The organism is Sphingobacterium cavernae (assembly GCF_008520265.1).
In the GTDB taxonomy this organism is placed as follows: domain Bacteria; phylum Bacteroidota; class Bacteroidia; order Sphingobacteriales; family Sphingobacteriaceae; genus Sphingobacterium; species Sphingobacterium cavernae.
The window spans coordinates 107379-124062 of record NZ_VIQM01000087.1; the positions used below are offsets into that span (position 1 = coordinate 107379).

The following is a 16684-nucleotide window of genomic DNA, read 5'->3' on the forward strand; positions in this document are numbered from 1 at the left end:
TGTTCTCACCTTTTTTGGAGTTTAAGCAAATGCTTTATCTCCTTTTTTGTATGGATAATTACCATCATATTTACCCGGTATTTTCACATAGCGCAAAGCTTTTGTTAATCCAAGTTCAGAATTGAAATATCCTGTTAAAGTCATTTGTCTGAATAAATGAAACCAATGTTCTGGTTCATAATCCACATCTGGTTTAACAAGTTCGTTTTGTTTAGTCTTATTTTTCTCGACTTCATCCTTGATTCTCTCCCAACGCTGACCGTTGTACTCTTCAGATTCTTTATAAAGTTTTTCTGCCACTTCAGTTTTCTCATCCAATGTTAGGCTTGCAAAATCTTTACCTTTTAAATCTTTACTTGTTTTATCTAACGTTGCCAGTCCATCAACAATAGCCTTTTGTTGCTTTTCTGTGTAACAATCTCTAACGAAAACAGGTATAAAATTACCAACACCAGCTTCCTTAGCTCCTGGTGTTGAAGTCGGTGGCAAAATAGCATCAGCCAAATCACCTATTCTGTCAATCATTTTTGCATCGAACAGTCCTTCTACGGACTTTGAAGCTGGTTGTGTACAACCTTCTAAAAATAAATTAGCACCTACGATAGATCCACCAAGGATCATAGCTACGCGTTGTAATGCTTCTCTTCTATTCATCTTTTTATGTATTAAAATGTATAGTTAACTTCCCAGCCTGGGCGGTATGTCCGTTTTACAAACTGATTTACCTCATCAAAGTTTGTAACACGCATATTGTCATTATCCCAAACCAATTTTTTACTTCTTCCAGGGTATTTATCTCCTACTTTTAAATCTACACCACGTATAGCCAAATTTGCCATTAGCAAGGCTTCAGTCAATGGTCCTGCTATCTCAAATGGTGATGACATTTCCATATTACCATATCCAGCAATACAACCTTCCACCCATTGTGCCCAATGACCATTCGCACCCTTTGGTACACGCGCATATTTTTCTTTTACGGTTTTGTAAGTTTTGTTCGTTGGCAAAAGGCGTGGATTACCAGCATATGTATCTGCCAAAATCTTACCTTTTTTACCAATCAACAAAATTCCATTGCCGCCATCTCCAAATATTTCGTCTGGTCCTAACTCTTCTGGTCTTGGTGGTTGGATACCGCCATCCATCCAATGCACTTTTACATCTCCTTTAGTTTTAGAAGTTTTCGGAAAAGTCATTGTTACGGAACTAGACGGAGGACAAGATTCAGGAAAATATCCACGCTTAAATTCATCTACATAGATAGATCCAACACTAGCCTGTACATCTTTTACATACTGTAAGCCATAGATACTGAATGGAGCTTCCAAATTATGACAACCCATATCTCCTAAAGCACCAGTGCCATAAGGCCACCAGCCACGCCAGTTGAAAGGCACTAATTTGTCAAAATATTCAGTATATGGCGCAGTACCTAACCATTTGTCCCAATCTAATGTGGAAGGAACTTTAGCTTTCTGACTAGGCCATTGAATACCTTGAGGCCATACCGGACGATCTGTCCATGCATAGATTTCTACCAAATCGCCAATCAATCCTGCATCTACCCATTCACGCATTTGACGTACCCCATCACCCGACGCTCCTTGGTTACCCATTTGCGTCACGACTTTATACTTCTTTGCAGCATGAGTCAATGCACGAGCTTCCCAAACATCGTGTGCCAATGGTTTTTGCACGTATACGTGCTTACCCAATTGCATAGCTGCCAAAGCTTGTATAGCGTGATTGTGATCTGGTGTAGATACAGAGACGCCATCTATGTTTTTATGCTCTTTATCAAGCATTTCTCTAAAGTCTGTATAAAACTTGGCTTTAGGAAACTTTTCTACAGAGCCTTTAGCGCGTGCTTTATCAACATCACACAAGAAAGCAATATTTGCTTTACCACTTCCAAAAATATTATTAACGTCCGATCCACCCATACCACCTACACCAATTGATGCAACTTGCAACATATCACTCGGTGCTCGGTATCCCGTACCACCTAATACATGTCTTGGAACAATTGTAATGCCTGCAGCTGCTACTGCTGCAGTTTTTATAAAGTTTCTTCTGCTATTGTTTTCCATTTTGAGATAGATAAAGATTAAAGATTGCCTTTTTTAAGTTCGCTTACTGCGAAATCAACAGCTCTTGCTGTCAATGCCATGTAAGTTAATGAAGGATTCACACATCCTCCAGAAGTCATCGCTGCCCCATCAGTGACGAATACATTTAATGCGTCCCAAACTTGATTATTTCCGTTAAGAACTGAAGTTTTTGGATCACGACCCATGCGCGCTGTACCCATTTCGTGAATACCCTGGCCAAGACCGTATACGTTATTCCAGCTACTCACATCCTTCACACCTATGCTTTCGAGCATTTCTTTCATCTCGTTTTGCATATCGTTACGCATTTTTAACTCATTTTCTCTGATTTCAGCGTCAAATGCTAGAACAGGTAAGCCCCATTTATCCTTTTTATCTTTATCTAACTTAATATGGTTTTCATGGTAAGGTAAAATTTCGCCGAATCCACCAAATCCAAGCGACCAATCTCCTGGTTCACATATCGCATCTTTGAAGTTACCGCCAACATACTTTTCTTCTTCTGATCGCCATGCTCTTCCACGACCAGCTCCGCCTTGATAACCGAATCCACGTACGTAGTCACGTTTTTTGTCATCAAAATCAACATTCACGAATCGAGGAACATATATACCATTTGCACGACGTCCGAAAATTGTTTTGTCTAAATACCCTTCAACACGACCAGATGCACCAACTCCCAAGTGATGATCCATTAAATTATGTCCCAATTCACCACTACTACTTCCTAATCCACCTTCCCATAAATCAGTAGCAGAATTCATCAATACCCACGAAGAATTTAACGCAGAAGCACATACAAATACAACTTTTGCATGGAATTCATACGTTTGGTTTGTTTCCGCATCAATGATTTCTACTCCTTTTGCTCGCTTTGTGTCTTTATCATAAATAATACGAGTCACAATAGAAAAAGGTCTTACAGTAAGGTTACCAGTCTTTACAGCCGCTGGCAAAGTAGCCGATTGTGTACTAAAATAAGCTCCAAAATTACAACCTTCCCAACATCTGTTTTGATATTGACAATTGACACGACCATTATGCGGAACAGTGATATTAGCTGTTCTCCCCATGATAAAGTGGCGTTTACCACCATACTGTGATTTCTTCAATCGCTCTGCATAATCTTTCTCTACTACGTTCATCGGCATAGGAGGCATGAATTCTCCATCTGGCAAGATATCTCCTAGACCATCTCTATTACCAGAAATACCTGCAAACTTCTCTACATAACTATACCAAGGCGCAATATCTTTATAGCGAATAGGCCAATCAACCCCGTGACCATCTTTAGCGTTTGCTTCAAAATCCAAATCGCTAAGACGGTAAGATTGACGTCCCCACATCAATGATCTACCACCTACATGATACCCACGATACCAGTCAAATCTTTTGATTTCTGTATAAGGGCTTTCTTTTTCATTTACCCAGTACCCAAGATTTTTTTCATTCAATGGATAATCACGTTTCAATACTGGATAATCTTGAATCATTTGTTGAGTTCTTCCACCTGCATGTGGAAATTCCCATGGTGATTTTGTCGGAGAAGTATAATCCTTAATATGTTCTATATTTCTACCTCTTTCCAACATAATTGTTTTAAGACCTTTCTCAGTCAGCTCCTTCGCAGCCCATCCCCCACTGATTCCAGATCCGATGACAATTGCATCATAAATATTATTCTCTACCATTTTAATTAAGTTTATATTGTAATAAAATTTACTTTTCGATTGTTTTGACTTTCTCGTCTTTGAAGAAAATCATAAATATTACCATAACTACAAGAGCTATGACAGCTGGAACAAACCAAGTTTTTTCCCAGAATCCAGGTAAGTCAACACCTTTTAACTCTTTGTATTTGTCACCAATGAAACTTGCTACCCAAAATCCGATCAACTGTCCTATACCATATGTCGCTAAAGTAATTAAACCTTGCGCTGCCGATTTATATTTTTCCCCAGCCTTGCTGTCTGTATAAATTTGTCCAGATACAAAGAAGAAATCATAACAGATACCGTGTAATGCAATTCCTAATATCAACATAAAAGTAAGCTCGCCAGCATCACCATAAGCAAATAATAAATAGCGAACTGCCCAAGCTAACATCCCCACTAAAATTGTTTTTTTGAAACCAAATTTGGAGAAGAAAACAGGAAGTAATAATAAGAATAACACTTCTGAGATCTGACCGATGGTCATTTTTCCTGTTGGATTTTCTAATCCTATTTCTGCTAAAAACAGATTGGCATTTTGATAATAGAAAGCTAAAGGAATACAAATCAATACAGATGAAATAAAGAAAATAAAGAAATTTCTATCTTTCAATAGTTTGATGGCATCAAGTCCGACAATTGATGAGAATGATGGTTTTTCGCCTTCTGCAGCTTTGATTGGCGGCGTACTTGGCAAAATAAATGAGAACAAACCCAAAACAGCTGAAGCTATTGCAGCCATCAAAAATGTGTTTTTCAATGCGCCTTCACCTGCCGCTGCATCCCATTTGAATAAATAACTAATAGACAAACCAGCTACGATCCAACCTATAGTTCCCCATATACGAATTGCAGAGAATTCTTTTTCCGGATTTTGTAGTTGTCTAAATGATATAGAACTAGCCAATGCTAACGTTGGCATATATAATATCATATAACTCAATACATACGGATAGAAAGAACCGTACTCCGTTGACTGGTACATTTGATACAATAAAAAGGCACCTACCAAATGAAGAATACCTAATACACGTTCTGCATTAAAAAATCTGTCCGCGATCATCCCAACAATAAAGGGAGCTATAATAGCACCTAAACATTGCGTAGAAAATACATTCGCCATTTCAAAATCACTGGCTTTCAAATTTTGTTTCAAGAACGTTCCCAATGTAACAAACCATGCTCCCCAAATAAAAAATTCAAGGAACATCATAAATGATAATTTAGTTTTTATAACTGAATTCATGTTTATATATGATTAATCAAATTAAAAGTTATCTGCCTCTCTATAGGCTGCTACTAAAATATCTTCGCCCTCTTTACCAGATTTAGACATTCCATGTTCCATTCCCACGATTCCTTTATATCCCTTATTGTGTAACCACTTGAATACATTTTTATAATTGATTTCACCTGTATATGGCTCTCTTCTTCCTGGGTTATCACCTACTTGTATATAAGCAATCTCAGACCAACACATATCCATCAGATTGATCAAGTTTCCTTCATTTTTTTGTTGATGGTACGCATCGTATAATATTTTACAGGAAGGACTATTTACAGCTTTACAAATTTCGTACGTCTGATCCGTATAGCGTAAAAATAAATTAGGTGTATCACTCAATGGCTCTAAAACCATAGTAATGCCATGTGGTTCTAAAATTTCTGAACCTCTTTTTAATGCTTCTATAACGTTTGCGGTTTGTACACCAATAGGCAAATTGCGTTGATAATCACCAGGAACAACAGTAACCCATTTTGCATTTACGCGTTTGGCAACTTCTACAGAGTCACGACAACCTTTAAGGAAGATATCAATATGTTCTTGTTTGTTCGCCGCTAAAGTATTTTGTCCGTTACCTCCTTTAGGCACAACAAATACACCCATGCGCATTCCCAATTTAGCTAACAGCTCGCCGATCTTAGTTTGTTCCTCAATAGAACGTCCAGGCATACCGTTGTCCTCAATACTGCGGAAACCTAAATCGTGCATGTATTTGATTTCATCTAAAAAACTTTTACCTGCTGAAGCAGAAAACATTCCTTGATGTGGTGCATAATCTAATTTAAAAGTGGTTGATTTAATCATTTCTTTATTAGGTTTTATAAAATCTGATGTTTTATTACTTGACAAGAAAGCCCCTGTTAATAGCAAGCCGGAATTTTTGATAAAATCGTTTCTCTTCATGTCGTTTATAATGGTTGATTATTGGTTATAAATATAATTATTAAATCCTGAGCTTTGCAATTCTTTTAATGTATAATTTTCAGAATATATTATATATGCCTCAGCCTGAGGAACTCTCTCGATATACGAGATTGCGTCTTCAGGTTTCAAATACATTAAATAATTATCCAAAGCGTCTGCCTGCATAGCAGTATTAGCGATAACGGTAACTGAAAGTATATTATTAGTTAATGGACTTCCTGTATGTGGATCGATATGGTGCGATAATCTTTTGCCATTTACAATGCGATATTTCTCGTAACTTCCAGAAGTGGTGATAGCCTTATCTTTTATTGAAACCTTGTAAGATGCAGCAGAATCATTATTTGGTCGCTGTATCTCAATCTTGTATGTTTCGCCATTTGGCTTCACACCGAAACAATAAATTTCGCCCCCCACTTCGACCATAGATGATTGAACACCTTTATTATTAAGAAAATCAGATAGCACATCCACCGTATATCCTTGCGCTATTCCATTCAAATCAATGGCTGTATTTTTATTTCTTTTCTCTAAGTATTTACCTTTTAATCTGAGCTTATTAAGACCAACAAATTGACGAACACTATCCACTTGATTTTGTGTAGGATTATTCCGAAATCCTTCTGGTCCGAATCCCCACAATTTCATCAAGGGAAATACCGTTATATCAAAATAGCCTTTAGTTTTCTTGTGATAATCGAAACTAGCTTTTACGACATTATACATATGCGAATCAAGTTTCACGCGTTTATTAGATGAGGAGTTAAATTGATTGATTAATGAATTATTTTTATACAAAGACATTGATTCATCAATAACATTAAAAATACTATCTACTTCATCTTTTGAAACGACCTTATCTGCAGCATAATATTTAATAGAATACGTAGTTCCTTGTGCCTGCCCCGAAATGGTATATAATGAATATGAAATAGGATATGCCGCATAAGCAACATATCCTATCAGAATATAAGATATAAGAATAAAAAGTTTCAAGTATTTATATGAATAAATTCGTGTTTATACCAGGTACTGCTACTGGGTATATACCATTGGCATCAGGCAAAATTTTTGGTTTTGCATCCCAAGCTAATGTTTCTGGCATTAAGTCAATTTCAGATTTTAATGCATCATCCCATTTGATTACTTTTCCTGTATAACACGCAATACGTCCAATAATACCAGCTAATGAACTATATGCACCATATTCTGCATTATTAAACTTGTATTCTCCTTTAGCTACAGCAGCAAATAGTTCAACGTGCTCTTGCTGATAAGGATTTGGATTTCCTTTAGGATCATGACGATAAATCTCGTTACCTTTTGAATCCCATAGAATAGCTCTACCACCAGCTGATAAATAGATTCTTCCTTTAGTTCCTTGGAATGTTTCGTCTACACGATTATGTGATCCTTCAAAGTGACAACATTGACTGAAGACAACAGAACCATCATCGTAAGTCATCTCAATAGAGAAATTATCATAAATCTCTCCATACTCTTTTCCTGTACGATGTGCACGAGATCCAACCCCTTGAATTGACACTGGATACTTGCCTTTAATCCAATTCGCAACATCAATATTATGTACGTGTTGCTCTACGATATGATCACCACATAACCAGTTAAAGTAATACCAGTTACGCATTTGATAGTCCATTTCAGTCTGTCCAGGTTTACGTGGTCTCACCCACACACCACCACTATTCCAATATACCTGACCTGATACAACATCACCAATTGCACCATCTAAAACACGTTTGATACCTTCGCGGTAATTATGTTGGAAACGACGTTGTAAACCAACGACAACATTTAATTTTTTCTGTTCAGCAATTTTTGAAGCCGCTAAAATTCTTCTTACACCTGGCGCATCCACAGCAACAGATTTTTCCATGAAAACATGCTTTCCTTGTTTTACAGCTTCTTCAAAATGCTGAGGTCTGAATCCTGGAGGCGCAACAAGTAATACGACATCCGCATCTTTTATTGCATGTTTGTATGCATCAAATCCCACGTACTTACGTGATTCAGGGATGTCCATCTTTGCAGAATAGCGTTTCGACAAATTGTTGTAAGCTGAATCTAAATTATCCTTAAAAGCATCAGCTAAAGCAACTAATTTCACATTCTGACCAGAATTCAACGCGTCAGCAGCAGCTCCTGTACCTCTTCCTCCACAGCCTATTAATGCTACTTTAATTTCATCATTTCCAGCAGCAAATACAGAGGATATATTTGATGCAGTCATAGCAACTCCCCCAGTTACTAGAGCAGAATTTTTTATAAAATCTCTTCTTTTAATATTTTCCATAATGTCTATGATTGGTTATGTAGTGTATATTCTTATTTTTTAAAAGTCCTCTATTGGAGCTTGATCATAGTAAGCTAATATCTCATCTTTAGAAGGTGCATTTAGTGGACGAACTAATCTTAGTCCAATAAATGGAGCCTCTGGAAACCACCAGTTAGATTTAGGCATTTGTGGATCTAATTGTTTCCATATCGGATCTGAAGCTCCTCTCGCTGCTGAACGCAATTCATTTGCAGAGCTAGCAAATGATCCTCCGCGCACCGAATGTGGATACAATTCAGTTGGTATAGCTACGGGATTTTTTGTTTTTTTGCCAGCAAACTGTTTATAGAAATCAGCATGATATTGGTCATAAGTCCATTCAGCTACATTACCTATTATATCATACAATCCAAACGGATTAGGTTTCTTTTGCCCTACAACATTGGTTTTTTGGTCACTGTTATCTTCATACCATGCGTAATCTTTCAATTTAGAGACATCATTACCAAAGAAATAGTTATCTTTCGACCCCGCACGACAGGCATATTCCCATTCTGCTTCTGTTGGTAACCTATAGAAAACGCCAGTACGCACGTATAACCATTTACAAAATTGAATAGCATTGTAATGCGTCATAGCCAAAGCTGGAAATCCTTCCTTTCCAAACCCAAAAGTCATATCTAAATAAGGCTTAGTGGGTCTTGTTACAGCATCTACTTCTGATGGAACTGTTCCTGTGTTCTGTTTCGATTGCTCGTAGTCTTTATACAAGAATGACTGAAATAAATCCCATGTGACCTCATATGTTCCCATCCAAAAGGCATCAATTTCTACCTCATGTGCAGGCTTTTCATCAGCCTTGAACGAATTATTATCCCCCATAGAAAAAACTCCTGCCGGAATAGCTTCCATTGAGAATGACAATGTTGTCCCTTCTATCTCCTGAACATACTTTGTGTGAGGGCTTTTGATTAGATTTTTCGCTTCTGACTTTTTATTTTGCGCTTCGGCAGCATATATACTTCCTAAAAGTAGAAATGAACAAATGACTTTGTGCATCAATTATTAATTTTTTATTTAAATGTTATATCAGTTATCAAATTCTAAGATAAGTGAAATACTAATTAATAAACTAATAATGTAAGTAACAATTAGATTACAACAGTGTATTAATTACACTATACCATACAAAGGATAATAATATGCCAATCAGAATACTAATTCCTATAAGCGTATTAGCAAATTTAACATTTAAGCCAAATTTTTCAACTACTATACTGGAGGCTACTAAACACGGCATAGTCATCTCAAAAACAGAAACACGGAAAAAGTCACCATTTAGCCCCAATAGGTAGATTAATAAAAGAGCAACGAATGGTATAATAAACAATTTAACAAGTAAACCTGCATAAAGCCCATTCAATTCATGAGATATACGCTTGAAATTTAATTGAAGTCCTATAGAGAATAATGCCATGGGACTAACCGTCGCCGCAAAAGAAGAGAACAAATTATTTAGCGCTTCATATTTCAAGTAGTCATGGAAAATCAACGCTATAATGCACGCTATAAATGGTGGAAAGGTCAAAAGTCTCTTTAATATATACAGATACTTTTCTTTATCATCCTCAAATATATCTCTCGAACCAGCTGCTAATAATACACCAAATAGCGACAAAGTAAAAAATGTCACTTGATCACTTACTATTGCAACTTTCAAAAATTCCTCTCCATAATACGTACTTACTAGTGGAAAACCAATAAATGAAGTATTTGATAAACCAGCTACAATTATTAATGTGTACAACGTTCGATTAGAAAATTTAAACCAAATATTAAGTGCCTTAAAAAAAACATAGGATGTTCCGAAAGCAAGAAATGGTAGTAAAGCGGTATATATGTAATCCATATTCCATTCAATCTGTGGAATATATTTGAGAGCGATGGACGGGAGTCCAACATATATAACCCATGTATTAATAGCTAGATGTCCACCCTTTTTTACAAGCTTTAAATATCTAAAAAGATATCCAAACAGTAAACATAAAAAAATAACGATAAAATTTGACATCGAGTAATTAAGGATAATATAATCTCAATATTTATACTGAGATGCTAACATTGACCAAAAGTAAGCCTTAAATACGTAAAATAAAACTAGATTAAAATATCTAAATAATTATAAAAATTGTTCTGATTAATAATTGTTCATTGTTAATAATTTGTTATTAACAAAAAAGGATGCAATGCATCCTTTGAATCTATTTAACTACCTTGTTTAGCGCCTTTGAGACTGATTTCCCAAAATCTTTGTCAACTGTAATATAACCCGGATAAAAGAAATTTTTACCGCCAATTTTTACCGAAGGCTTAATCTTTAAAGCAAGAAATGCATCACTTTTGCGCGTAAAAATATCGCTCAAAACCTTTTCAATTCCCTGTTCTTTTGCAGCACTAAACAAATTCGCTCTAAAACTAAGTGGTATTACCGTGCTTTGTCCTTGCGCGAGATTAATATTTTCGTTTACTGAACCTTCAAACAAGGGTTTCCCTCCCATTTCAATCAGATATTTAAATTCATTGATTTTGGTTACAGTGGTTGTAGGATTTGTCATTTGCAAATTTACCGTAGCCTCTAAAGGCAAATCTTTGGTCAATAAAGCCATAGCTATCCCAGGTAGACTACTTAGTGACACACCGCCATCTGTTTGGTAAGAATTCACATCTCTTCCCGCTATGCGCATATTCTGAACAGAAGTAACATCATAATTAAACTTTCCTAATGCTGCAATCTGTGCTTTCTGATTCACCGCACATCCACTTAATAAAAAAACGGTGACAGCAATTACTAAAAAACCTATCTTTTTCATATTCAAATTATTATTTTCCAAATGTATAAACTAACCCCAACGTAAAAACTGAGTTTCCGGCTTTTAAATATTCGTTGCTATTCAATCCAATATTAAAACCATTAGTATACTGCACTTGCAAGCCATTAACCAATTGCATACGCGTAAAAAAAAGTGGTTCAATAAAATAATTTTCCTCCTTAGGAGCTATAACATCATTCAATAAAAAATCCTTCATCCCTATTCTACTTAGACGAATTGCAGTACCATAGTTTAATTCTTTTTTGTCTCCAAAGATATTTATCTTCTTTTTACGTGTAGATGAGTAGTTTACCTGTAAAAATATTTTATCAAAATTCATTTCGCGCGATTCCACCAATTCATAACCATAGATCGACGCTCTTTGCTTGAAATCTTTTGTATTTCCAACACCATAGCCAGCGTACATTTCAAATACTTGCCTTTTATCCTTTCCCTTAGTCGTGAAATAACCGATTCCTCCTTCTGTTAACCACTGACGAAAGTAATTATTATTATTAGCACCAGTGTTGACAGTTGATCCATTAGCAATGATAGCTATATTATCACTTATCGCTACTCCCAAATTTCCAGAAATATTTCCTTTGGAATTAAAATGTCCTCCTACATAGACTTCACCAGAATTTTTGAACATTGGTGTCGATGGAACATTAGGCATATAGATAGAGCTACAACTGGCCAAAAATACTGTTGAAAACAGTAAAAGTAATGAATGATTTTTGATGATTTTTGACATACACATGGTTACGAACAATCATGCCAATTTAATATAAAAAGTCCTTGATCAAGCATCAAGGACTTAATTTTATATTATTTAACGTAAATTTTAGATACTTGGTTCTTGTTCTGTATCAGGAGCTTTATCGATTAACTCCATAAATTGATCTAATTTCGGTGTAATTATGATTTGCGTACGTCTATTTCTAGCTTTACCCGCTGGTGTGCTGTTATCCGCAATAGGATTATACTCACCACGACCACCTGCTGTCAAGCGCTTAGGATCTACCCCATAATTATTTTGTAATGCTTGTACAACTGATGAGGCACGAAGAGTGGACAGATCCCAATTGTTACGAATATTTGGTTTCGAGATCGGATCTGAATCTGTGTTACCTTCAATTAGTACATCATAATCTTTATAGTCTTGAATGATTTTTGCAATCTTGCTTAAAGTTTCTCCAGCTTGCTCAGACACTTCATAACTTCCAGATTTGTACAACATATTATCCGACAAGGATATATAAACAACACCTTTCAATACCTGAACATCCACATCCTTCAACTCCTCACGACTAAGCGAACGTGTCAAATTGTTGGTCAACACCATATTCAATGAATCCGACTTATTTTTCGTGTTTACCAAGTGTTGAATGTACTTGTTTGAAGCATTAATCTCATCCACTAGCTTGGAAATATTCACATTTCCCTGAGAATTTTGTGCGATACTTTGATCTAAAGTTCCTTGTAACTTTGCATAAGCTTCTTTCAAGGCCGCGTTATTCTTACGCTCGTATTCTAATTGATCCTCTAAGCTTTTTACTTTTGCACGACTTTCAGTCAATTCCAATTGTGTCTTTTGATACAATTGACCGAGATCTCTGTATTGTGCATCTAATGCAGTGTATTTTTTATTGCTCACACAACCTGTTAATAACAAGCCGCCAAGCAAAATGGTAACAGGAAGAATTCTTTGTATTGCCATATTCTTTTATTTTAATCTTTCATAAATTAACAATTATAATACCGAAATACAAGGTTTTATTGTTAAATAATACTAAAAAATCCTTCAACCGGGGAGATTGAAGGATTTTATAACTAACCAATTATTAACCTAAATTATGAATTACTAAACACTAATCAATACTTATGCCAATCTTAATTATGTCAGTTTTATATTAACATATTTTAACAATTTATTGCTAAAACGTCTATTTATTTTTCAAAATACCCTTACAGATATTACTAATCAAAGCTGGGCCTTCATAAACAAAACCTGTATAGACTTGTACTAAAGCAGCACCAGCATTCAATTTCTCTATCGCATCTTCTGCTGTATGAATACCGCCTACCCCAATTATTGGAAAAGCTCCATTTGATTTTTGGTGAATGTATTTAATTACTTCTGTCGAGCGTTTTGTTAATGGCTTACCACTTACTCCGCCCATTTCCTTCACCAAATTAGGATCAGACTGCAAACCTTCTCTCGAAATTGTTGTATTTGTCGCTATTAAACCAGCAATTTTAGTTTCAGTTACGATATCAACAATATCATCCAATTGCGAATCAGTCAAATCAGGTGCAATTTTTAATAATATTGGTTTTGCAGTAGGCTTCTGTGCATTCAAATCTTGTAAGGTATTCAAGATATGCATCAATGGACCTTTTTCTTGTAAATCACGTAAACCTGGTGTATTTGGCGAACTCACATTCACGACAAAGTAATCAACGTAATCATACAATGCATGGAAACAATAGATATAATCGTTAACAGCTTCTTCGTTTGGCGTCACTTTATTTTTACCAATATTTCCACCAATGATGACACCTTGCGTATTTTTTAGATGAGATAATCGTCCTGCAGCAACATCTGCGCCTTGATTATTGAATCCCATACGATTAATCAATGCTTCGTCATTTACCAAACGAAACATACGGGGCTTATCATTTCCCGGCTGAGGCTTTGGTGTGACTGTTCCAATTTCGATAAAACCAAAACCAAAATTCGACATATCTTCGATATACTCTGCATTTTTGTCAAAACCAGCAGCCAAACCTACAGGATTTTTGAACTTTAAACCAAAAACTTCTCTTTCTAATCGCGGATCTTCGACCGAATACAAAGATTTCAAAATAGATTTAGAACCCCAGATTTTAGTGAAAGTTTTCAATCCATTCGTAACCGTATGATGCGCTTTTTCGGGCGCCATCGAAAAGAAAATTGGCTTTATTAGTTTGTACATTATCAAATATGAATCTTTAATCAAAAAACGAAGGATATATTCCTTTTGCTTAGCTACAAAGGTAGAAAAGAAGCAGAAATAATCACTACTTTTGCATTCGAAATGATATCAATAAATAATTTAACATTTGAAATAGGCTCAAGAGCCTTGTACGACGAAGCAAGCTGGCACATCAAACCAGGAGATAAAGTAGGATTAATCGGTGCTAATGGCACAGGGAAATCCACATTACTACGTCTCATCGTCGGACAATACAAACCTACCTCAGGTACCATTTCAATGGCTAAAGATTTAAAAATTGGTTACCTAAACCAAGATTTATTGTCTTACCATTCGGAAAAAAGCATTTTACATGTGGCTATGGAGGCTTTTGAGCGCCAAAATCAACTGCACACAGAGATAGAAAATCTACTTAAGAAATTAGAAACAGACTATTCGGATGATATTCTGAACAAGCTTAGTGATAAACAATCAGAGTTTGAAGCATTAGATGGTTACAATATTGAATTTCGTGCGCATGAGATATTAGCAGGTCTTGGTTTTTCGGAAGATGAACAAAGAAGACCATTGGCTACTTTCTCTGGAGGATGGCGTATGCGTGTGATGTTGGCGCGAATTCTTTTGCAAGCACCTGATATTTTATTATTGGATGAGCCGACAAACCACATGGATTTACCTTCTATCAAATGGTTGGAAAATTACTTACAAGCTTTTGAAGGTGCAATTGTAATTGTATCACACGATAGGTATTTCTTGGATAGAATTATCAAAAAAACAGTAGAGTCTCGCAAAGGAAAATTGACTTTGTATGCTGGTAATTACAGCTTCTATTTGGAAGAAAAAGCGATGCGTAATGAAATACAAGCAGGGCAATTCAAAAATCAGCAAGCTAAAATTAAGCAAGAAGAACGATTAATTGAGCGGTTCCGTGCAAAAGCATCGAAAGCAAAAATGGCGCAATCGCGCATCAAAGCTTTGGAGCGCATGGATCGTGTAGACGATGTGGATGACGATAATCCGGAAGTAAATTTCAGCTTTAAATTTTCTAAACCTTCGGGTCGCCATGTGGTCACTTTAGAAAATATTTCCAAGTCTTACCCAAATTTGGAGATCTTGCGCAATACCAATGCACTCATCGAAAAAGGCGATAAAATTGCTTTAATCGGCGCCAACGGTAAGGGTAAATCTACCTTATTACGAATTGTTGCTGATAATGACAAAAACTTCGAAGGCACGGCTATCAAAGGACACAATGTTTCCCAAACTTTCTTTGCACAGCATCAATTGGAGGCTTTGCATTTAGAAAACTCTATCATTGCCGAAATGCAAGCCTTTGCCCCAAAACATACCGAAACAGAATTACGTTCGATTTTGGGTTGCTTCCTATTTACAGGAGATGATGCTTTCAAAAAGATTAAAGTGCTATCAGGAGGTGAAAAATCACGTGTTGCTTTAGCGAAAGCTTTAACAGCAGACGCAAATTTCTTGGTACTCGATGAGCCTACTAACCACTTGGATATGGCTTCCGTAAACATTTTGATTCAGGCGCTACAACAATATGAGGGTACTTTTATTGTTGTTTCTCACGACCGTTATTTCTTAGACAATGTAGCTAACAAAATTTGGTTTATCGAAAATAAAGAAATCAAAGAATATCCTGGAACATACCAAGAGTATGAAGAATGGAATGCTAAACGTGTCATAAAACCGGAAGTTAAAGAAGAGAAAAAAATAGTCAAAGAAGAGCCTAAAAAACAAAAACAAGCACCTTCTGACGACACCAAAAGAATATTACTAAAGAAGAATAAAGAACTAGCCCAACTGGAAGAGCAAATTGCGATCAAAGATGAAGAGGTCAAAAAATTAGAAGCACATTTGTCTTCCGAAGAAGTTTATTCAGATGCAGTCAAATTACAAGAAGCAACAAGAAATTACAATTCTGCCAAAGCTGAATTTGATCAGTTACAACAAAACTGGGAAGCATTAGCAGAAGAGATAATGGAACTGGAGGGATAAAATATAAAGGCTTTACAAATTGTAAAGCCTTCATTTTCTATGTTAACACCATTTCTACATGAGGAATATTATCTTCGAGATAAGGCTCTTCGCTCACACGTACAAAACCTACGTTTTCATAAAACCCCTGTAAATGTGCTTGCGCGCTAATGCGGATGGCTTCTGTTGGAAAATCTTTTCGTATGGCTGAAATGGCTTGCAACATAAGCTCTGTCCCCAATTTCAAATGACGTGCAGCTGGATTCACTACTACACGACCAATCGACGCATCTGCGTAGGATACATTAGGCGGAAGTAAGCGTGCATAAGCTACGACTTCTCCATCCAAAATTCCCATCAAATGCTTTCCTTTCAAATCTTTGTTATCACATTCCGGGTACAAACATTCTTGTTCCAACATGAATACATTAATACGAAGTTGTAATATCTTATACAACTCCAAACTTGACAATTCTGAAAAAGGACGAACTACCCAAGTAACACTCATTTGAA

Annotated in this window: 15 protein-coding genes; 1 reads left to right on the forward strand and 14 read right to left on the reverse strand. The window is 36.1% G+C overall.

The window, feature by feature from the left end:
• Nucleotides 1-21 precede the first annotated feature (21 nt).
• From FLS47_RS15810 to FLS47_RS15870, 13 genes are all read right to left on the reverse strand, one after another.
• Nucleotides 22-654 (reverse strand): gluconate 2-dehydrogenase subunit 3 family protein, encoded by a 633-nt coding sequence (locus tag FLS47_RS15810; RefSeq protein WP_149915297.1) that lies wholly within the window; start codon nucleotides 652-654, stop codon nucleotides 22-24.
• 11 nt (nucleotides 655-665) lie between these two features.
• Nucleotides 666-2090 (reverse strand): Gfo/Idh/MocA family protein, encoded by a 1425-nt coding sequence (locus tag FLS47_RS15815; RefSeq protein ID WP_149915298.1) that lies wholly within the window; start codon nucleotides 2088-2090, stop codon nucleotides 666-668.
• A 17-nt stretch (nucleotides 2091-2107) separates the two neighbouring features.
• The gene (locus tag FLS47_RS15820; protein ID WP_149915299.1) at nucleotides 2108-3802 is read right to left on the reverse strand and encodes a GMC oxidoreductase; all 1695 of its coding nucleotides are present in this window, start codon (nucleotides 3800-3802) and stop codon (nucleotides 2108-2110) included.
• A gap of 28 nt (nucleotides 3803-3830) precedes the next feature.
• The gene (locus tag FLS47_RS15825) at nucleotides 3831-5069 is read right to left on the reverse strand and encodes an MFS transporter (RefSeq protein ID WP_149915300.1); all 1239 of its coding nucleotides are present in this window, start codon (nucleotides 5067-5069) and stop codon (nucleotides 3831-3833) included.
• A 21-nt stretch (nucleotides 5070-5090) separates the two neighbouring features.
• Entirely contained in the window at nucleotides 5091-6011 is a 921-nt protein-coding gene (locus FLS47_RS15830; RefSeq protein WP_149915301.1) for a hydroxypyruvate isomerase family protein, read from the reverse strand.
• Between the two features lie 18 nt (nucleotides 6012-6029).
• Nucleotides 6030-7028 (reverse strand): FAD:protein FMN transferase, encoded by a 999-nt coding sequence (locus FLS47_RS15835; protein WP_188347457.1) that lies wholly within the window; start codon nucleotides 7026-7028, stop codon nucleotides 6030-6032.
• 4 nt (nucleotides 7029-7032) lie between these two features.
• Complete coding sequence (locus tag FLS47_RS15840) at nucleotides 7033-8346, reverse strand: Gfo/Idh/MocA family protein (RefSeq protein WP_149915303.1); 1314 nt, start codon at nucleotides 8344-8346, stop codon at nucleotides 7033-7035.
• Between the two features lie 39 nt (nucleotides 8347-8385).
• Nucleotides 8386-9387 (reverse strand): formylglycine-generating enzyme family protein, encoded by a 1002-nt coding sequence (locus FLS47_RS15845; protein ID WP_149915304.1) that lies wholly within the window; start codon nucleotides 9385-9387, stop codon nucleotides 8386-8388.
• A 97-nt stretch (nucleotides 9388-9484) separates the two neighbouring features.
• Nucleotides 9485-10399, reverse strand: a complete 915-nt coding sequence (locus FLS47_RS15850) for an AEC family transporter (protein WP_149915305.1) — start codon at nucleotides 10397-10399, stop codon at nucleotides 9485-9487.
• 190 nt (nucleotides 10400-10589) lie between these two features.
• Nucleotides 10590-11198 (reverse strand): hypothetical protein, encoded by a 609-nt coding sequence (locus tag FLS47_RS15855; RefSeq protein ID WP_149915306.1) that lies wholly within the window; start codon nucleotides 11196-11198, stop codon nucleotides 10590-10592.
• A gap of 10 nt (nucleotides 11199-11208) precedes the next feature.
• Nucleotides 11209-11952 carry a hypothetical protein gene (locus FLS47_RS15860; RefSeq protein WP_223225367.1) on the reverse strand — a complete coding sequence of 248 codons (744 nt, stop codon included), beginning with the start codon at nucleotides 11950-11952 and terminating at the stop codon, nucleotides 11209-11211.
• 90 nt (nucleotides 11953-12042) lie between these two features.
• A complete protein-coding gene (locus FLS47_RS15865) occupies nucleotides 12043-12918 on the reverse strand; it encodes an OmpA/MotB family protein (RefSeq protein ID WP_149915307.1) in 876 nt (291 codons plus the stop codon).
• Between the two features lie 226 nt (nucleotides 12919-13144).
• Nucleotides 13145-14176 carry a quinone-dependent dihydroorotate dehydrogenase gene (locus FLS47_RS15870; protein WP_149915308.1) on the reverse strand — a complete coding sequence of 344 codons (1032 nt, stop codon included), beginning with the start codon at nucleotides 14174-14176 and terminating at the stop codon, nucleotides 13145-13147.
• Between the two features lie 102 nt (nucleotides 14177-14278).
• On the opposite strand from FLS47_RS15870, the gene FLS47_RS15875 reads away from it, so the two are divergent.
• Nucleotides 14279-16192, forward strand: coding sequence for an ABC-F family ATP-binding cassette domain-containing protein (locus FLS47_RS15875; protein WP_149915309.1), 1914 nt, complete (start codon nucleotides 14279-14281; stop codon nucleotides 16190-16192).
• Between the two features lie 37 nt (nucleotides 16193-16229).
• Here the strand turns inward: FLS47_RS15875 and FLS47_RS15880 are convergent, their stop codons facing one another.
• Complete coding sequence (locus tag FLS47_RS15880) at nucleotides 16230-16679, reverse strand: GNAT family N-acetyltransferase (RefSeq protein ID WP_149915310.1); 450 nt, start codon at nucleotides 16677-16679, stop codon at nucleotides 16230-16232.
• Nucleotides 16680-16684: the final 5 nt, after the last annotated feature.